The following is a 17,336-nucleotide window of genomic DNA, read 5'->3' on the forward strand; positions in this document are numbered from 1 at the left end:
AGGTGAGCAGTGGGAAGAGAGACAGCAGGTGTTGAAAGGCTTGAGTATCCATGATGGTGGCCTTCAGGGGGATGACCTATTTCAAGGTTAGCCTTTCAACACGTAATTGGGACAGCGCCATAAAAAAACCGAAGCCCAGGGCTTCGGTTTTTCGTTGCGGCAGCTGGCACAGGCCAGCGGCGCATTATTTCTTGATGCGGATCACCGGAGTCTCGCCCACGGTCACGGCGCCAGTCATCTTGATCAGCTCTTTGATCTCATCCATGTTGGAGATGACCACAGGCGTCAGGGTAGACTTGGCTTTCGCTTCCAGAACGGCCAGATCGAACTCGATGATGGTATCACCGCGCTTGACCTTCTGACCTTCCTGAGCGATACGGGTGAAGCCTTCGCCTTTCAGCTCGACGGTGTCGATACCGAAGTGAACGAACAGCTCGATACCAGAGTCGGATTCCAGAGAGAACGCGTGGTTGGTCTCGAAGATCTTGCCGATGGTGCCGTCGCACGGGGCAACCATCTTGTTGCCAGCCGGCTTGATGGCGATGCCGTCACCGACGATCTTCTCGGCGAAGACAACGTCAGGCACGTCTTCGATCGGTACGATTTCCCCTGACAGGGGGGCAAAGATTTCGATGCCACCGGTGTCAGAGCTGTCATCGGAAACCAGTTTCTTCAGTTTATCAAACAGACCCATAGTAAAAGCTCCTAGAGATGATTGTCGCTGTTTGCAGCCGATCTTAGCAGACTGCCTTCTGCTTAATAAAGTTATCTACACAGGCTTCGATTTCGGCGGCGGTCGCATAGCTCAGAGCCTGGTCTGCCATTGCCTTCACATCTTCGAAGTTGGTGTTACGGATAAGCTTCTTGATACGCGGTACAGAGATGGCGCTCATGGAGAACTCATCCAGACCCATACCCAGCAGCAGCAGGGTGGCACGTTCGTCACCAGCCAGTTCACCGCACATACCTGTCCACTTGCCATTGTCATGGGAAGCGTCAATGACCATCTTGATCAGGGTCAGGACGGAGGGTGACAGCGGGTTGTACATGGCGGAAATCATCTCGTTACCACGGTCGACGGCCAGGGTGTACTGGGTCAGGTCGTTGGTACCGATGCTGAAGAAATCCACTTCCTTGGCAAGATGATGAGCCATCACGGCGGCGGCCGGGGTCTCGATCATGATACCTACTTCGATGGATTCATCAAAGGCTTTGCCGTCGGCACGCAGTTCGGCCTTCAGCTGCTCCACGGTGGCCTTGAGGCTGCGGAACTCTTCGACGGAGATGATCATCGGGAACATGATGCGCAGTTTGCCAAAGGCAGAGGCACGCAAAATGGCCTTCAGCTGGGCGTGCATGATGTCTTCGCGATCGAAGAAAATGCGCACGGCACGCCAGCCCAGGAAGGGGTTCATCTCTTTCGGGAAATTCATGTAGGGCAGTTCTTTGTCGCCGCCGATGTCCATGGTACGGACGATGATCGGCTGATCCGGCATGGCCTCTGCCACTTCTTTGTAGGCCTTGAACTGCTCGTCTTCGGTCGGCAGCGCATCACGGTCCATGAACAGGAACTCGGTGCGGTACAGACCCACGCCTTCGGCGCCATTACGGATGGCACCCTCGGTATCCTTGACGGTACCGATGTTGGCACACACTTCGACTTGATGACCATCCAGAGTGATGGCGGGCAGGTCTTTAAGCTTGGCCAGCTCGTCTTTCTCGGCCTGGAACTGAGCCTGGAATTTCTTGGCTTCAGTCAGCTGCTCGGCGGTCGGATTGATGATGAGCTGGTTGTTGATCGCATCCAGTATCAGCATGTCACCATTGTTGACACGCGCTGTGATGTCGTTGGTGCCCACGATAGCCGGCAGCTCCAGGGAGCGGGCCATGATGGAGGTGTGAGAGGTACGGCCACCGATGTCGGTGACAAAACCCAGCACGTATTTCAGGTTGATCTGAGCGGTTTCGGACGGGGTCAGGTCTTTGGCGACCAGGATGACCTCTTCGTTGATGGTGCTCAGGTTGACAACGGCGATGCCCAGCACGTTCTTCACCAGACGGGTTCCGATGTCACGGAAGTCGGTGGCGCGCTCACGCAGATAAGGGTCATCCAGATCGGCCATCATCTTGGCGTACTGTTCGATCACCTCATAGATGGCTTTGTCGGCGGATGCCTTGTTGTCTTTAATGAAGGATCTGATATCCCCTTCCAGCTCCTCATCTTCGAGCAGCATGATGTGGCCTTCGAAGATGGCCTCTTTTTCCTCACCAAAGGTGCGACCGGCCATCTCTTTGATGGCTTCCAGCTGTGTGGCTGACTTGGTGCGGGCTTCGAGGAAGCGGTTGATTTCGGCGTCAATCTGGTCAACAGAAATCTTGCCCTGATTGATAACGATTTCATCTTCTTTCAGAAGAAGCGCCTTGCCGAATGCGATACCGGGGGACGCAAGAATGCCAGATATCATAATCCTTCCTATTAAAACGACTGTGGGGGAGGAATAAAGCCGGATTACTCCAGCTCGTCCATCAGGGCAACCAGCTTCTCAACGGCTTTCTGAGCGTCCGGGCCGTCGGCCTGGATGGTCACGTTGGTGCCTTTGGTCAGGCCCAGGGTCTGCAGCTTGAACAGGCTCTTGGCGCTGGCGGACTTGCCACCGGAGACCACAGTGATCTCGCTTTGGAATTCTTTGGCTTCTTTCACGAACTGAGCTGCGGGACGGGTGTGCAGGCCGTTTTCAGCAGTAATAACAACAGACTTCTCGTACATGGTTTCACCCCATATTATTGATATTGTGTGGAGAGATGGTCGCTTATGAGGCTACCTGTCTCACCGTGTCAGTATGGATATGTTGTAAAGTAACGAAATCAGACCCGCAATGGTTTAATCCAGGTCAATTTTCTGTGCAGTATTCGGCGTCCTGGCTAAGTCTTTTTCGTTATCGGGCTACAAGCCGCGTCAGGACTGGCCTGAAATTAATTTATAACGAAAAATAACACTTTGTTACCTTGTGATACCTAACCGGCAAACACCTCGTGACGCCGCACAGGATATGAGATTTATCACAGAATGTCTGCTTTTTTTGTCACTCTGAAATTTGTTATTTTACCCCAAAAAATAAGGGGTCGACTGAAACTAATGACGACTGAGTTTAGCTCATAAAGAAAAACGGCGCCCCGAAGAGCGCCGTTGTTTTGATGTAAGGAGATCAATTACTGCTGCAGTTCCTGCTCGCTGAACACACCGGCGAACAGCGCGCTGGAGAGGTAACGCTCGGCGGCGCTCGGCAGTATCACGACTATGGTCTTGCCCTCGAACTCCGGCAACTCGGCCAGACGAGCGGCGGCCACCACGGCGGCGCCAGAGCTGATCCCCGCCAGGATGCCTTCCTCTTCCATCAGGCGACGAGCCATCTCGATGGACTCCTCGCTGCTCACCTGCTCGACGCGGTCGAGCAGGGTCAAATCCAGGTTGCCCGGGATGAAGCCGGCGCCTATGCCCTGGATCTTGTGTGGACCCGGTTTGATCTCGAGACCGGCCAGTCTCTGGCTGATGACGGGGGATTCTGACGGCTCGACCGCCACCGAGACGATGGCCTTGCCCCTGGTCTGTTTGAAATAGCGGGAGACCCCTGTGATGGTGCCACCGGTGCCGACCCCTGCCACGAACACATCCACGTCACCGTCGGTGGCGTCCCAGATCTCGGGGCCTGTGGTCTTCTCGTGGATCTCGGGGTTGGCGGGGTTTTCGAACTGTTGCAGCAACACATACTTGCCCGGCTCGGATTCGAGGATCTCGTTAGCCTTGGCGATGGCACCCTTCATGCCGAGGGGACCTTCGGTCAGCACCAGGTTGGCGCCGAGCGCCTTGAGCAGCTTGCGGCGCTCCAGGCTCATGGTGGCCGGCATGGTCAGGGTGATGGGATAACCACGGGCGGCGGCCACGAAGGCCAGAGCAATGCCGGTGTTACCGCTGGTGGGCTCGATGATCTCCTTGCCCTTGGTCAGCACGCCGCGTTTTTCGGCATCCCAGATCAGGTTGGAACCGATCCGGCATTTGACGCTGAAGCTCGGGTTGCGGCTCTCGATCTTGGCCAGCACGCGGCCCTTGGTAACACGGTTGAGACGAACCAGCGGGGTGTTGCCTATGGTCTGGCTGTTGTCCTCAAAAATTTTGCTCATGGTGTTATCCCTGTGTTTGTTAAGGCGATGAAACCAGATTACCCTGTGATTTCTGAATGAGAAGTGACGAATCGTTATAACAATATGTTATTAGAACATATAGAACTTATTCTTTCTTACCGGAGCCCCGGCCGGGCCCTGTGCTACCAAAGGAATGGACCTCATGGGATTTGCAGGAAGCGATCGCTATCTCGCCTCAACGGCACTGAGTATGGCCGTCAATGCCGCCATCGTGCTGGAAAAGCCGCTGCTCATTAAGGGCGAGCCCGGTACCGGCAAAACGGTGCTGGCGGAGGCGGTGGCCGAATCCCTCGGCGCCGAGCTGATATCCTGGCACATCAAGTCCACCACCAAGGCCCAGCAGGGGCTCTATGAATATGACGCCGTGGCGCGGCTGCGGGACTCCCAGCTCGGGGATCCCCGGGTGGGGGACATCAACCACTACATCCGCCGCGGCAAGCTGTGGCAGGCCTTCGGCGCCGAGCAGAGACCCGTGCTGCTCATCGACGAGATCGACAAGGCGGACATCGAGTTTCCCAACGATCTGCTGCTGGAGCTGGATCGGATGGAGTTCGACGTCTACGAGACGGGCGAGCGGGTCAAGGCCCGCCAGCGCCCCGTGGTCATCATCACCTCCAACAACGAAAAAGAGCTGCCGGATGCCTTCCTGCGCCGCTGCTTTTTTCACTACATCCGTTTCCCCGACAAGGCCGAGATGCAGGCCATCGTCCGTCTGCACTATCCCAAATTGAAAGAGGCGCTGCTGGACGAGGCCATGGCGCTGTTCTTCGAGCTGCGGGAAGTCGAGGGGCTGCGCAAGAAGCCCTCCACCTCGGAGCTGCTGGACTGGATCCGGCTGCTGCTGGCGGATGGCATCTCCCCCGAGGCGATGCGCAATCGCGAGCCGGGCAAGCTGGTGCCGGCGATCTATGGCGCCCTGCTCAAGACCGAGCAGGACTTGCATCTGTTCGAGAAGCTCGCCTTCCTGGCCCGGCGCGGCGGCTGAATGCTGATCGACTTTTTCCTCCATCTGCGTCGCCACAAGCTGCCCTGCAGCCTGCGGGAATTGCTGGACCTGCACGGGGCACTCGCGGCCCGGCTCGTCAGCCTCGACATGGATGCCTTCTACCTGCTCGCCCGCTGCCTGTTGGTGAAAGACGAGGCGCACCTCGATCGCTTCGATCGCGCCTTCGCTGAGTATTACGACGGCTTGCAGGCCAGCCCCTTGTTGCCGGAAACCTTGCCGGATGACTGGCTGCGCCGGGAACTGGAGCGCTTGTTGAGCCTGGAAGAGCGAGATTTGCTGCGCTCCTTAGGGGGCCTCGACAAGTTGCTGGAGACCCTCAACCAGCGCCTGGCGGAACAGAAAGAGCGTCACGCCGGCGGCAACAAGTGGGTAGGCACGGGCGGCAGCAGCCCCTTCGGTCACGGCGGCTTTCACCCGGAAGGGGTGCGCATGGGGGGCGAGGGGCGTCACGGCCGTGCCGCCAAGCTGTGGGAGGCGCGCCACTATCGCAACTTCAGCGACGATGACTCTCCCTTGGGCCAGCGGGCTATCCAGCTGGCCCTGCGCAAGCTCAGGCGCTGGGTGCGTAAAGGGAGTCTCGACGAGCTGGATCTCGACGACACCATCCAGAGCACCGCCCGCCAGGGCTGGCTCGATGTGAAGCTGAGGCCCGAGCGCCACAACGGGGTCAAGCTGCTGGTGTTCTTCGATGTGGGGGGCTCCATGGACAGCCACGTGGCCGAGGTGCAGCGACTGTTCTCGGCCCTGCGCCACGAGTTCAAGCACCTGGAGTTCTTCTACTTTCACAACTGCCTCTACGACTTCGTCTGGCGGGACAACGCCCGCCGCTTCGAGGAGAAGTTCGATACCTGGCGCCTGCTGCGCACCTACGGCCACGACTACAGGGTGATCCTGGTGGGGGATGCCAAGATGGGACCCTACGAGATAACCTGGCCAGGGGGCGCCGTCGAATACTGGAACGAGGAGCCGGGTCAGTTGTGGCTCGCCCGCCTGCAGCAACAGTATCCGAAGCTGGTGTGGATCAACCCTCTCCCGAGGCGGGAGTGGCTCTGGCATCCCTCCATCAAGTTGATCAACGAATTGATCGGCGGGCGCATGCACCCGCTGACCCTGGCTGGTCTCGCCCAGGCGATCGATCAGCTGTAATCCTCTGACCCTACAAAACAGACAAGCCGGGATTGCACCCGGCCAGGAGCAAAGATGACTTCCATCGTAATCAGCGGCTCAGGCCTCTATACCCCGCCCTTTGCCGTCAGCAACGAAGAGTTGGTGGCTGCCTTCAACCAGTATGTGGATCTCTACAACGAGGAGAACGCCTCCGCCATCGACGCCGGCCAGCTGGACGCCAAGCAGCATTCGAGCTGCGAGTTCATCGAGAAGGCCTCCGGCATCAAGAGTCGTTATCTGGTGAGCAAGGAGGGGGTGCTGGATCCCGATATCATGCAACCGCTGCTCCCCGAGCGTCCCGATGACAAGCCCTCCATCATGGTGGAGATGGCGGTGGCGGCCGCCGAGCAGGCACTGATCGCCGCCGGTCGCGAACCCGGCGAGATCGATCTGGTGATAGTGGCGGCTTCCAATATGCCGCGCCCCTATCCGGCGCTCTCCATCGAGCTGCAGCACTATCTCGGTGCCGGTGGCATGGCGTTCGACATGAACGTGGCCTGTTCCTCCGCCACCTTCGGCATCAAGACGGCGGCGGATCTGCTGGCGGCGGGCACCGTCAAACTGGCGCTGGTGGTAAACCCGGAGATCTGCTCGGGTCACCTCAACTTCCGCGACCGGGACAGCCACTTTATCTTCGGCGATGCCTGCACCGCCGTGCTGCTGGAGCGGGAGGCCGACTGCAAGGTGGCGGCCCCCTGGCAACTGGTGGCCAGCAAGCTGGTGACCCAGTACTCCAACAACATCCGCAACAACTTCGGCTTCCTGAACCGCTTCAGCCCGCGCACCCGCTACGGCGATGACAAGCTGTTCCGCCAGCAGGGGCGCAAGGTGTTCAAGGAGGTGTTGCCCCTGGTGTGCGAGCAGATAGATGGTCAGCTCAAGGCGCAGGGCTGGGAGGCGGATGAGTTGAGCCGGCTCTGGCTGCATCAGGCCAACCTCACCATGAACCAGTTCATCGGTCGCAAGCTGTTGGGCCACGATGCCAGCCAAGCGGAGGCGCCGGTGATCCTGGACAGCTACGGCAACACCAGTTCGGCGGGATCCATCATCGCCTTCCACCTGTTCAATCAGGATCTGCCGAGCGGCGCCCGCGGCGTGCTCTGCTCCTTCGGCGCCGGCTACTCCATCGGCAGCCTGCTGCTGCAGCGCCGCTAAAGGCTCCGACCTCGTTCTTACAATGAAAAAACCACCCGCTCGGGTGGTTTTTTACACTGCATGACTCGCGTTTTTCATGTCGGTTCTATGGCTATAACGACACACTCTGGTTCCTTTATCTGGAACCTGACGTTCAAGTCGAACAATCTCACTCCGTACTCCTTCTCGTCCGGCTTGCCCTTCTTGTAGGCGGGACGGGGATCCTGGGCCAGCACCTCGCTCACCAGTTGGCGCAGCTCGGGATGGTGGCTCATGAGTTGAGCGAGCTGCTGCTCGGCCTCTTGGCCGAAGCTCACCGTCAGCGGCGGGGTGGGGGCATCCGGGGCGAAGCCGCCACGGGCGGCCGGCAGGCTGTCCGCATAGGGGATGTAGGGCTTGATGTCGACGATGGGGGTGCCATCGAGCAAGTCCACCGCACCGAGTTCGAGCCACAGCTTGCCCCGCTCGCGCCCCACCCCGTGCAGCTCGACCACCGACAGGCCCAGCGGGTTGGGGCGGAAGGTGGAGCGGGTGGCGAAGACTCCGACCCGCTCGTTGCCACCGAGGCGCGGCGGGCGCACCGTCGGGTGCCAGCCCTGGGCCATGGTCTGGTGGAACACGAAGCTGAGCCAGAGGTGGGAGAACTGCTCTATGCCGCGCAGCACGTCCGGCTGATCGTAGGGAGGCAGCAACTCGAGCCGGGCGCGGGCCGATTTGACCAGGCCGGGCTGGCGGGGGATGGCAAACTTCTCCTTGTAGGGAGAGTGGATGATCCCGAGGGTGTCGATTTCGAACTTCATGGCGGACTCGTGACTAAAAACCCCGGCAATTTAGCACAAGCGGCCCCAAAACGCAGGCTCCACCTCGCTCCGCTCATCTGCATCGCCCTGCCGTGATCCCTGTCTCATCCCGGCACTATGGCGGCTGTGCCACGGCGTCGACTTGCGTAGGCTGGGGCGAGAGTCATGTCGGCATGGCACTCGCACCTCATTCAAGGCAAGCGATCGCGCCGCATAGGGGGACAGGGATGAAACTGCTTGTTATCGGCGGCACCGGCTTTTTGGGGCGCCATCTCACCGCGCTGGCGCTGGATTGGGGCCACGAGGTGACGCTGTTCAATCGCGGCCACCGCCAGCATCCGGACTGGCGCGAGCTGACCGCGCTGCGAGGGGACAGAAGCCAGGATTTGAGCGCGCTGCTGGGGAAGGGATTGCACTGGGATCTGGTCATCGACACCTGCTGCTATCGACCCGAGCAGGCGGCCAGCCTCTCCGCGGCCCTGCTCGGGCGCTGCGAGCGGCTGATCTTCATTTCTACTATCAGCGTCTATCGCGACTTCGCCCAACCGGGAATGGACGAGTCGGCGCCGCTGCACCGGATCCCCGCAGGGGAGATGCCGGATGACTACGGCCCCCTCAAGGTACTGTGCGAGCAAGAATACCTGGCCCGCTGGGGGGAGCGGTTGTGCATACTGCGCCCCGGGGTGCTCTGTGGCCCCCATGATCACACCGGAAGATTGGCCTGGTGGGTGAAGCGGGTAGAGCGCGGCGGCCCCTGGCTGCTGCCGGGGGCGGGGCAGGACAGGCTGCAATATCTGGACGTGCGGGACTGCGCCGAGTTCGTGCTGCGGGCCGCCGAGCAGCGGTTGGGAGGGGTGTTCAACCTGCTCAAACCAGGCATAGCGCTAGGGGACTGGGTGGAGCGCCTCGCCGCGCGGCTGGCCCCGGCGGTGCCTATCCAGCCCGAGTGGCAGCCCTGGCCCGCACTGCTGGGGGCCGGGGTAGAGTCCTGGCAGAGCTACCCCACCCTGCTGCCGAGCGAGCTGGCGGAGTATGCAGGTTACGGCCGGATCAGCGCCGAGGCGGCCATAGTGCAGGGGCTCAACTTCCGGCCGCTGGAGGAGACGGTGGCCGATCTCGCCCAGTGGCTGGCAGAGGGAGGGCAGGGGGCGGTGACGGGGATGACGGCGCAGCAGGAGGAGGCCCTGCGTCAGCGCCTGCGGGTCAGCGCTCTGCCATAGGCTGTGGTTGGTCTATGTCATGCGATAAAGGGCGTCCCACGGGACGCCCTTTATCGCAATGAAACCACGAGATTTAGCGCAGGCTGGCGCCGCAGCCGACCAGCAGCTCTTTCAAGATGCTGCGATGACAGCGGGACTCCTGCTCGCAATAGCAACCCACCGACAGGTTGCTGTGGTGGGAGAGGGCGGCCAGCAGCGCGAGATCGTGCCTCGCGGCCGGGGTCGCCATCTCTGCCTTGTACTGCTTGCAGAAGGTGGCCCACTGAGCGGGGGTCTCGGCGCCCTGGCCCAGCTTCATGGTCTCGGGGCTGGGGGCCAGGTTGGGGAACCAGACGTCGTACCAATCCTGGTTAGCGAATTCGCTCTTGGGCACGCCACGGGGCGGGCGACGGACGGTGCCAATGCGCAAGCCCTCATCGGGCAGGCGGGGGCTGCCGAGCCGGACTATGGCCAGCGCCATTTCTGGTTACTTCTCTTCGGCCACTTTCAGCGCCTGGCCGTAGCAGATCACCTGCTTCAGGCAGCCCGGCACGTCGCTGAATTCGGCGCACTTGTCGAAGCTGACGCCGTTGCCGCCCATGTCGGCCACGCGGCGACGGGCCAGGGTGCGCGCCTCCCCTGCGTTGGGCACCGCCTGATTGGCGTCGCTCTGGCAGGATTCCCCCTCGACGGTGCCGAGGTAGAGGTAGTTGAGGTCGGCAAGCTGGCTCTGTTCATAGATCCGGACGCCGCCCGGCTTGAAGTAGTCGTCGAAGTTTTCCTTGTCCAGATTGCTGTTGAAGGAGAAGTAGGCGCAACCTGAGGTAAAAAGGGGCAGCAGCAATAGGGTCAGGCGTTTCATGTCGGCATCTTGTTGAACGGTGAGGGGGTCATTATAGGGGCCAGTTGCTGCCCGGGACCAGCCCCATTTTTAGCCAGCAAGACGGGGTGTGACGGGGATCGGGCCTGTGCTGGTCTTTGGGGGCTGGCGACGTTCGTCGTCATCGGACCGGCATTTTTTCAAAAGAGACAAAAGAGTGAGGGGGCATGAATGCCCCCTCTTGGGTTCATAGCGTTCAGGCTGGTGTGAGCCGCTGATGCAGGCTGCGGTAGTCGTCATCGGCCAGCAGCTCGGGGAGGAGGGGGCGCACAGGCGGCTTCCCCCTTCTTTCGTGCTTTTTCTGGCACGGGAATCAGATCGGCGCCAACCGCTGATGCAGGCTGCGATAGTCGTCATCGGCCAGCAGCTCGGGGAGGAGGGGGCGCACAGGCGGCTTCCCCCTTCTTTCGTGCTTTTTCTGGCACGGGGATCAGATCGGCGCCAACCGCTGATGCAGGCTGCGATAGTAGTCATCGGCCAGCAGCTCGGCGTGGGGCGCGCACAGACGGATCTGTCCTTCTTCCATCAGGGCTATCCTGTCCATCTGCTCCAGCCCGATCAGCCGGTGGGAGATGAGCAGCAGGGTGCGCTCGGCGCCGAGCCTGAACAGCAGCGCCATGATCTCCCGCTCGGTCTGGCTGTCGAGCCCCTCGGTCGGCTCGTCCAGCAGCCAGAGCGGGGCGTCGTGCAGCAGGGCGCGGGCGATGCCGATACGGCGGCGCTCGCCACCGGAGAGCGGACGACCGCCATCCCCGAGCCAGGCGTCCAGCCCGGCATCATCTTCCAGCCCAGAGTCATCTTCCAACAAAGTGCCGAGGCCCACCTGCTCCAGCACCTTGATGAGCCGTGCATCGTCGGCCTCTGGCGCGGCCAGCTTGAGGTTGTCCCGCAGGGTAGCGGCAAACAGGTGCACCCGCTGGCTCACTACCGAGAAGGAGGTGCGCAGTGCCGCCTCGCTGTACGAGGTCAAGGGTTTGCCACCCAGCAGGATCTCCCCCGCCTGCGGGTTCCACTCCCGGGTCAGCAGCCCCATCAGGGTGGACTTGCCACAGCCGGTCTGGCCCAGCAGCGCCAGCTTCTCACCGGCCTGCAGTCGCAGGCTGCAACCCCGCAGCACGGGCTGAGGGTTGCCGGGGTAGGCGAAGTGGAGATCGGTGATCCGCAGGGAGCCATCGTGGGCAGGCTGCTGCTCGTCACCCCAGTCGGGGGCCTTGGCCTCCTGCAGGATCTCGTTGAGACGACGGGCCGAGGTGAGGCTGGTGGAGAGGTGCTGGAAGGCCCCCGCCAGTGGCAGCAATGCCTCGAAGCTCGCCAGGGTGGCGAACACCATGAGCGCCGTGATGGGATCCGGCAACGCGCCGCCGACCCCGTGGCCGGCCAGCCACAGCATCAGGGTCAGGGTCCAACCACTCAGCAGCTGGACGCTGGCATTGGCCAACCCGCTCACCCTGGCCATGCGGGCCTGGGCGCGGATCAGGGCCTGCTCGGCCTGTTGCAACTCATCGAGCGCCTTGGGAGCGGCGGCAAACATCTGCAACTCGGCCTGGCCGTCCAGATAGTCCACCAGCCGGGTGCGCAGGCTGGATTTCTCGGCGATCAAGGCCTGGCCCGGCTTGCGACCGGCGAAGTAGAACACCAGCGGCAGGGCAATCATGCCGAGCAGCAGTATGGCGCCCAGGGTCAGTGCCAGCTGGCTGTCGAAGAAGGAGAGGAAGAACACCAGCCCGGCGCAGCTCAGCAGGGCCGCCCCTATGGGGGTGATGAGGCGCAGGTAGACGTGATCCATGGCGTCTATGTCGGTCACCAGCCGGTTGAGCAGATCCGCCTGGCGGAACCCGGCCAGGGTGCCGGCGGAGAGCGGCGAGAGTTTTTGCCAGAACCAGACCCGCAGCCGGGTCAGTACCCGGAAGGTGGCGTCGTGGCTCACCACTCGCTCGCCCCAGCGGCTGGCGGTGCGGATGATGGAGAAGAAGCGCACCCCACCGGCCGGGGTCATGTAGTTGAAAGTGTCGCGGGTGGCGGCGGCCAGTCCGGCCACCGCGGCGGCGGAGAGGAACCAGCCGGAGAGGGACAACAGCCCCATGCCCGCCACCAGGGTCACCAGCGCCAGCAGCAGGCCGAGGGAGAGGCTGAGCCAGTGCTGGCGATAGAGGCGCAAAAACGGCAGTAGATCACGCATCGAGAGAGTCCCCTTGGGAGAGGTGTTGTGACAAGAGGCGGGCAAAGGGCCCCTTGGCCTCACTGAGTTGCTGGAAGCTGCCTTGCTCCACCAACAAACCGCGTTCCAGCACCAGGATATTGTCCATCTTGGTGAGCTGATCGAGGCGGTGGGTGATCATCAGCAGGGTCTGGCCTGCCGCTGCCTGCTCGAGCGTGCTCATGATGGCGCGTTCCGAGTGGCGATCCAGGCTGGCGGTAGGTTCATCCAGCACCATCAACTGGGTCGACTTGAGCAGGGTGCGGGCCAGGGCGAGACGCTGGGCCTGACCGACCGAGAGGCCGCCCGCCTGATCACCGACTCGATAGTCAAAGCCCTTCTCCCTGGCAAACTCCCAGGCCTGGGCCCGTTTCAGCGCCGCTTCCAGCTCGGCGTCGCTCGCTGAGGGTTTGGCCAGCAGCAGGTTGTCGCGCAAGGAGGCGTGGAACAGCTGCGGGTTCTGGGATAGCCAGCCCAGTTGCAGGCGCCACTGGCTCATGTCCAGCTCGGCGAGTTCCTGGCCATCGACTTTCAGTTCACCGCGATAGGGGGCGAAGCCGAGCAGGGCGTTGACCAGCGAGCTCTTGCCCGCTCCGCTGATGCCGACCAGGGCCGTACGCGAACCGGCTGTCAGCTGGAAGTCGAGTGGGCCGACCAGCACCTTGCCCTCGGCGCTCAGCACCTCAAGCCCACGGGCTTCCACCCGGATGGGGTTATCTGCATGGAAGGGAGCATTGCCGGAAGCCGGTTCGCTGACCTCGGCCTCCAGGAACTCCAGCAACTGCTCGGCGGCGCCGATGGCCTGTGCCTTGGCGTGATAGTGGGCGCCAAGCTCCCGCAGCGGGGCATAGAACTCGGGGGCGAGGAAGAGCACGAACAGGCCGGTAAAGAGCGTGACCTTGACGCCATAGTTGCCAAAGTTCAGGTGATCTATGTAGGAGAAACCGAAATAGACCGCCACCAGTGCCACCGCGATGGCGGCGAAGAACTCCAGCACGGCGGTACTCAAGAAGGCGAGGCGCAGCACCTCCATGGTGCGCTCCCTGAAGTCTTCCGAGGCATCGCGGATGGCCTCGCCCTCGGCCTGGGTGCGCAGGAAGAGTTGCAGGGTGCGTAATCCCTTCAGGCGGTCGAGGAAGTGGCCGGAGAGGCGTGCCAGCGACTGGAAGTTGCGGCGGTTCGCATCGGCGGCGCCGACCCCCACCAGGATCATGAACAGCGGGATCAGGGGCGCCGTGCCGAGCAAGATGATGCCGGCGGCCCAGTTGACCGGGAACACGGCCACCAGGATCACCAGGGGGATGAAGACGGCAACGGCCATCTGCGGCAGGTAGCGGGAGAAGAACTCCTGCATGTCTTCGATCTGTTCCAGCAGCAGGCTGGCCCAACTGCCAGCGGGGCGGCGCTGGATGTAAGCCGGACCCAGGCGACCGAGGCGGGTGAGCACCAGCTCACGGATAGCCTGGCGCACCGCGCTGCCCGCCTTGAAGCTGGCGACCTCGCGGCCATAGGCGAGCCCGGCCTTGGTCAGCGTCACCAGCAGCAGGCTAATGAAGAGGGGAATGGATTGCTCGGGGGTCGTTCCCTCGATGATGAAGCCGTGGAGCAGGGTCGCCAGCAGCCAGGCCTGGGCCACCATCATGATGCCCTGGCCCATGCCAAGGCCGATGGAGAGACCGATCCAGCGTCGGCCATGGCTCGACTGCTTGCGCAACCAGCCATAGAGATGTTTCTGCGTATTCTTGTCCATTACCACCCTCCTCAAACGAGTGGCGCAAGACTATCGTCGCCCCCTGTGCTTGGCAACCTTGCCGTGCCGGGAGCCTGAGACTGTTTGCTTGAAAAACGACCTCCATGCTCATTAGTTGGTCGAACAGCTTGATTTACGGCAAAAAACACCCTGGCGGTGATTGCGCTCACCGGCAAAATGCATATAGTAGAGGCCACTGACGCGGGTGTAGTTCAATGGTAGAACGGTAGCTTCCCAAGCTGCATACGTGGGTTCGATTCCCATCACCCGCTCCACATTCCGATATCCGGTAGACGACCCGTCTCGTTATTGCCTCTGCCTAGCACGCTACCCCAGACGCAGATCTATCCCCGAATATCGACAGCAGTTTCTGAGCCTTGCGGGCATCGTATAATGGCTATTACCTCAGCCTTCCAAGCTGATGATGCGGGTTCGATTCCCGCTGCCCGCTCCAGATTTCATGCAAAAAGCCCACTCAATCGAGTGGGCTTTTTGTTTTCCGGCTCATTGGATGGGCCAGCTTCGCTTGCCTCGATCGCCGGAAACAGAAGAGGCGCCAACGGCGCCTCTTCTTACCACACAGGGATCTGACGAACAGGGATTATTCCTGCTCCAGCTCGCCGCAGAAGCGGTAGCCTTCGCCATGGATGGTGGCGATGATCTCCGGGGTGTCACCCACGCTCTCGAAGTGCTTGCGGATACGGCGGATGGTGACATCCACGGTGCGATCGTGAGGCTTGAGCTCACGGCCGGTCATCTTCTTGAGCAGCTCGGCGCGGGTCTGGATCTGGCCCGGGTTTTCGCAGAAGTGCAGCATGGCACGGAATTCGGAGCGCGGCAGTTTGAACATGTCGCCCGCCGGGCTGACCAGTGCGCGGCTGTTGATGTCCAGCGCCCAGCCGTTGAACAGGTAACGTTCGACCAGCTTCTTCTCTTCACCGCCCGCCGTCACGTTCATGGTGCGGCTCAGCAGGTTGCGGGCACGGATGGTCAGCTCGCGGGGGTTGAACGGCTTGGTGATGTAATCATCGGCGCCGATCTCCAGACCCAGGATCTTGTCCACCTCGTTGTCACGACCGGTCAGGAACATCAGGGCGATGTTGTCATCTTCACGCAGCTCGCGTGCCAGCAGCAGGCCATTCTTGCCCGGCAGGTTGATGTCCATGATCACCAGATTGATGGTATGAGTGGTCAGGGCCTGGTGCATCTCGTCGCCATTGTTGGCTTCAAGCACTATATAGCCTTCGGCCTCAAAGATGCTTTTGAGCGTATTGCGAGTGACCAGTTCGTCTTCGACGATCAGAATGTGCGGTGTTTGCATTGAGTATTCCCAGATTCTTATCAGTTAATTTTCGAAATTTTAACACTCTTTGGCGTTATCCGACCGGTCCTGAAAATTTATTACGTCATCCTGGATATGAAAATCAGGTCGAATCATCGCGAATGTGGTATCAGCGTTGGCAAACATCCCTGTGCCATGCATAGGCACTCATCAAGTCTGAGCGAGCAAAGCCTGAAAAGTCATCCATTACAAAAGTGGCTGCATTTTATCAGTTAACAGGCGCATAACAACACTCTTTGCCGTCAGATAGCAACTTTTTAACTCAGGTTTGATATAAGTCAATCCCTGAGTTCGCTGCATGATACTTGGGCTAGCCCGCTTTTTCGCCCCCATGAAATGTAATGGGATGTAACATGTGGTTGACATGGATTTGTGGGAAAACTACAGAAAACTGTGTCTTATTGCCCCTCGGTACCACCATCCAGGCCTGCCTGTGCCATGGTCAAGGCCCAGAATGCAGCCCATGTTCGAGCCTGGGTCGTCAGCGCTGCCTCTCTCTGGATTGTCAGCATAGCGGCTTGATGAAAGAATGAGCGGACTTACTCATTCCACGGAAGGATGCTGAATATGCTGGATTTACTGCCCGATCTTTGCGACCAACACGGTGATGCCCTGCAGGTGGCGCAGCCCCTGTTTCACGACTATGGCGGCAAGTCGCTGTTTTACGGCGAGGCGGTCACCCTCTCCTGTTTTGAAGACAACAGCCTGGTGCGTGAACTGGTTACCCGTCCCGGTCAGGGCAAGGTGATGGTGATCGACGGCGGTGGTTCCCTGCGCCGGGCGCTGCTGGGAGATCAGCTGGCCATCAAGGCGGTGGAGCAGGGATGGGAAGGGATCCTCATCCACGGCGCGGTGCGGGATCTGGGTACCCTGGCGACGTTGGCGTTAGGCGTCAAGGCGCTGGCGGCCTGTCCAGTCAAGACCGAGAAGCTGGGGCGGGGTGAGCTGGATGTCGTGGTCTCTTTTGCCGGGATGACCATAGCGCCGGGCGACTATGTCTACGCCGATCTCAATGGCGTGCTGGTGAGCGGCGCCCGGCTCCTCTGAAGGATCAGAAGTTGAGGCCCACCCCCAGGATGAGAAATTGCTCGGCACTGAAGGCGCTGACACCGTAGTTGGCGGTGAGGGCGAGCTGAGGGGTCAATAACAGGCTGCTGTTGAGCTCCACCAGGGTGCTGGGCTTGCTGGTTTCCAGTTGTTTGAGCTGGCTGCCGATGTTGAGCGAGGGGGAGAGCTGGTAGCGCACCCCTGAGCTGATATTGAAGCCAGCCTGTTCGCTGCGGGCGCCGATGGCGGGCCCTGCCTCCATGTAGAGGCTGACATTATCCTCGACCGGATATTGGTAGCCGGTGTTGATGAGCCAGAGATCGAAGTTGTCGCTGTGGTGGGTCTGAGTACCGAGCAGTACGCCGGAATAGCTTTTCACGTAGAGCTGGCTGTCTGATTCGTTCTGGAGAAAGCTCCAGTCGGCTGCCTGGGCCGAAAGCGCAAGGCTGGATGTGAGCACAATAATCAGAGACTTGACCATTCGTTTCCCCTCCCTGGGTCCGAACAGGACTACAAGCATGGCACAGGACTGCGGGGAGTAAAGGCAACCTCGCTCACAATAAAAGAGTTTTAATTGGCGCCACGCTCGTGGTACACAGGCCCCTCATTCCGCG

16 protein-coding genes and 2 tRNA genes are annotated in these 17,336 nt (G+C 60.8%); 7 read left to right on the top strand and 11 right to left on the bottom strand.

The window, feature by feature from the left end:
* Positions 1 to 184 precede the first annotated feature (184 nt).
* The 4 genes from crr to cysK all read right to left on the bottom strand — a co-directional run bounded on the left by crr (position 185) and on the right by cysK (position 4,179).
* Positions 185 to 694 carry a PTS glucose transporter subunit IIA gene (gene crr, locus MM194_RS08745; protein WP_005325875.1) on the bottom strand — a complete coding sequence of 170 codons (510 nt, stop codon included), beginning with the start codon at positions 692 to 694 and terminating at the stop codon, positions 185 to 187.
* A 43-nt stretch (positions 695 to 737) separates the two neighbouring features.
* Positions 738 to 2,465, bottom strand: coding sequence for a phosphoenolpyruvate-protein phosphotransferase PtsI (gene ptsI, locus MM194_RS08750; RefSeq protein WP_033130453.1), 1,728 nt, complete (start codon positions 2,463 to 2,465; stop codon positions 738 to 740).
* A 44-nt stretch (positions 2,466 to 2,509) separates the two neighbouring features.
* Positions 2,510 to 2,767 carry an HPr family phosphocarrier protein gene (locus MM194_RS08755; protein WP_005303128.1) on the bottom strand — a complete coding sequence of 86 codons (258 nt, stop codon included), beginning with the start codon at positions 2,765 to 2,767 and terminating at the stop codon, positions 2,510 to 2,512.
* Between the two features lie 443 nt (positions 2,768 to 3,210).
* Positions 3,211 to 4,179, bottom strand: coding sequence for a cysteine synthase A (gene cysK, locus MM194_RS08760; protein ID WP_033130452.1), 969 nt, complete (start codon positions 4,177 to 4,179; stop codon positions 3,211 to 3,213).
* A gap of 163 nt (positions 4,180 to 4,342) precedes the next feature.
* On the opposite strand from cysK, the gene MM194_RS08765 reads away from it, so the two are divergent.
* Genes MM194_RS08765 through MM194_RS08775 form a run of 3 tightly spaced genes read left to right on the top strand, consistent with a single transcriptional unit; the run spans position 4,343 to position 7,528 of the window.
* Positions 4,343 to 5,185 (top strand): MoxR family ATPase, encoded by an 843-nt coding sequence (locus MM194_RS08765; protein WP_241343350.1) that lies wholly within the window; start codon positions 4,343 to 4,345, stop codon positions 5,183 to 5,185.
* The gene (locus tag MM194_RS08770; RefSeq protein WP_241343351.1) at positions 5,186 to 6,352 is read left to right on the top strand and encodes a VWA domain-containing protein; all 1,167 of its coding nucleotides are present in this window, start codon (positions 5,186 to 5,188) and stop codon (positions 6,350 to 6,352) included.
* 54 nt (positions 6,353 to 6,406) lie between these two features.
* The gene (locus tag MM194_RS08775; protein ID WP_033130449.1) at positions 6,407 to 7,528 is read left to right on the top strand and encodes a beta-ketoacyl-ACP synthase III; all 1,122 of its coding nucleotides are present in this window, start codon (positions 6,407 to 6,409) and stop codon (positions 7,526 to 7,528) included.
* A 74-nt stretch (positions 7,529 to 7,602) separates the two neighbouring features.
* Here MM194_RS08775 and tsaA read toward each other — a convergent pair whose 3' ends face one another.
* Positions 7,603 to 8,307 carry a tRNA (N6-threonylcarbamoyladenosine(37)-N6)-methyltransferase TrmO gene (gene tsaA, locus MM194_RS08780; RefSeq protein ID WP_033130448.1) on the bottom strand — a complete coding sequence of 235 codons (705 nt, stop codon included), beginning with the start codon at positions 8,305 to 8,307 and terminating at the stop codon, positions 7,603 to 7,605.
* Positions 8,308 to 8,534: 227 nt separating this feature from the next.
* Here tsaA and MM194_RS08785 point away from each other — a divergent pair, with 227 nt between their 5' ends.
* Entirely contained in the window at positions 8,535 to 9,527 is a 993-nt protein-coding gene (locus MM194_RS08785; protein WP_033130447.1) for an NAD-dependent epimerase/dehydratase family protein, read from the top strand.
* A gap of 73 nt (positions 9,528 to 9,600) precedes the next feature.
* Here the strand turns inward: MM194_RS08785 and MM194_RS08790 are convergent, their stop codons facing one another.
* From MM194_RS08790 to cydD, 4 genes are all read right to left on the bottom strand, one after another.
* The gene (locus MM194_RS08790; protein WP_033130446.1) at positions 9,601 to 9,987 is read right to left on the bottom strand and encodes a DUF488 family protein; all 387 of its coding nucleotides are present in this window, start codon (positions 9,985 to 9,987) and stop codon (positions 9,601 to 9,603) included.
* A gap of 6 nt (positions 9,988 to 9,993) precedes the next feature.
* Complete coding sequence (rcsF, locus tag MM194_RS08795) at positions 9,994 to 10,368, bottom strand: Rcs stress response system protein RcsF (RefSeq protein ID WP_033130445.1); 375 nt, start codon at positions 10,366 to 10,368, stop codon at positions 9,994 to 9,996.
* 448 nt (positions 10,369 to 10,816) lie between these two features.
* Positions 10,817 to 12,565: a cysteine/glutathione ABC transporter ATP-binding protein/permease CydC gene (gene cydC / locus MM194_RS08800; protein ID WP_241343352.1), complete on the bottom strand. Its 1,749-nt coding sequence runs from the start codon at positions 12,563 to 12,565 to the stop codon at positions 10,817 to 10,819.
* Positions 12,558 to 14,333, bottom strand: coding sequence for a cysteine/glutathione ABC transporter permease/ATP-binding protein CydD (gene cydD / locus MM194_RS08805; RefSeq protein WP_241343353.1), 1,776 nt, complete (start codon positions 14,331 to 14,333; stop codon positions 12,558 to 12,560). Before cydD ends, cydC begins: the two co-directional genes overlap by 8 nt.
* A 201-nt stretch (positions 14,334 to 14,534) precedes the next feature.
* On the opposite strand from cydD, the gene MM194_RS08810 reads away from it, so the two are divergent.
* Positions 14,535 to 14,608, top strand: a tRNA-Gly gene (locus MM194_RS08810).
* Between the two features lie 104 nt (positions 14,609 to 14,712).
* Positions 14,713 to 14,787: transfer RNA gene (locus tag MM194_RS08815), tRNA-Gly, on the top strand.
* Between the two features lie 147 nt (positions 14,788 to 14,934).
* On the opposite strand, the gene arcA is transcribed toward MM194_RS08815, so the two are convergent.
* Positions 14,935 to 15,654 (bottom strand): two-component system response regulator ArcA, encoded by a 720-nt coding sequence (gene arcA / locus MM194_RS08820; RefSeq protein ID WP_033130442.1) that lies wholly within the window; start codon positions 15,652 to 15,654, stop codon positions 14,935 to 14,937.
* Positions 15,655 to 16,242: 588 nt separating this feature from the next.
* Between arcA and MM194_RS08825 the strand changes: the two genes are divergently transcribed.
* Positions 16,243 to 16,722 (top strand): putative 4-hydroxy-4-methyl-2-oxoglutarate aldolase, encoded by a 480-nt coding sequence (locus MM194_RS08825; protein WP_241343354.1) that lies wholly within the window; start codon positions 16,243 to 16,245, stop codon positions 16,720 to 16,722.
* A 4-nt stretch (positions 16,723 to 16,726) separates the two neighbouring features.
* On the opposite strand, the gene MM194_RS08830 is transcribed toward MM194_RS08825, so the two are convergent.
* Positions 16,727 to 17,203: a hypothetical protein gene (locus MM194_RS08830; protein ID WP_033130440.1), complete on the bottom strand. Its 477-nt coding sequence runs from the start codon at positions 17,201 to 17,203 to the stop codon at positions 16,727 to 16,729.
* Positions 17,204 to 17,336 lie beyond the last annotated feature (133 nt).

The sequence above is a fragment of the Aeromonas sp. MR16 genome (assembly GCF_022549315.1).
GTDB classification, from domain to species: domain Bacteria; phylum Pseudomonadota; class Gammaproteobacteria; order Enterobacterales; family Aeromonadaceae; genus Aeromonas; species Aeromonas aquatica.

Coding starts and splice junctions, on each gene's coding strand:
- ptsI (WP_033130453.1), bottom strand. CDS start 2,465: ATGATATCTGGCATTCTTGCGTCCCCCGGTATCGCATTCGGCAAGGCG.
- rcsF (WP_033130445.1), bottom strand. CDS start 10,368: ATGAAACGCCTGACCCTATTGCTGCTGCCCCTTTTTACCTCAGGTTGC.
- MM194_RS08755 (WP_005303128.1), bottom strand. CDS start 2,767: ATGTACGAGAAGTCTGTTGTTATTACTGCTGAAAACGGCCTGCACACC.
- crr (WP_005325875.1), bottom strand. CDS start 694: ATGGGTCTGTTTGATAAACTGAAGAAACTGGTTTCCGATGACAGCTCT.
- cydC (WP_241343352.1), bottom strand. CDS start 12,565: ATGCGTGATCTACTGCCGTTTTTGCGCCTCTATCGCCAGCACTGGCTC.
- MM194_RS08775 (WP_033130449.1), top strand. CDS start 6,407: ATGACTTCCATCGTAATCAGCGGCTCAGGCCTCTATACCCCGCCCTTT.
- MM194_RS08790 (WP_033130446.1), bottom strand. CDS start 9,987: ATGGCGCTGGCCATAGTCCGGCTCGGCAGCCCCCGCCTGCCCGATGAG.
- tsaA (WP_033130448.1), bottom strand. CDS start 8,307: ATGAAGTTCGAAATCGACACCCTCGGGATCATCCACTCTCCCTACAAG.
- cysK (WP_033130452.1), bottom strand. CDS start 4,179: ATGAGCAAAATTTTTGAGGACAACAGCCAGACCATAGGCAACACCCCG.
- arcA (WP_033130442.1), bottom strand. CDS start 15,654: ATGCAAACACCGCACATTCTGATCGTCGAAGACGAACTGGTCACTCGC.
- MM194_RS08765 (WP_241343350.1), top strand. CDS start 4,343: ATGGGATTTGCAGGAAGCGATCGCTATCTCGCCTCAACGGCACTGAGT.
- MM194_RS08770 (WP_241343351.1), top strand. CDS start 5,186: ATGCTGATCGACTTTTTCCTCCATCTGCGTCGCCACAAGCTGCCCTGC.
- MM194_RS08830 (WP_033130440.1), bottom strand. CDS start 17,203: ATGGTCAAGTCTCTGATTATTGTGCTCACATCCAGCCTTGCGCTTTCG.
- cydD (WP_241343353.1), bottom strand. CDS start 14,333: ATGGACAAGAATACGCAGAAACATCTCTATGGCTGGTTGCGCAAGCAG.
- MM194_RS08785 (WP_033130447.1), top strand. CDS start 8,535: ATGAAACTGCTTGTTATCGGCGGCACCGGCTTTTTGGGGCGCCATCTC.
- MM194_RS08825 (WP_241343354.1), top strand. CDS start 16,243: ATGCTGGATTTACTGCCCGATCTTTGCGACCAACACGGTGATGCCCTG.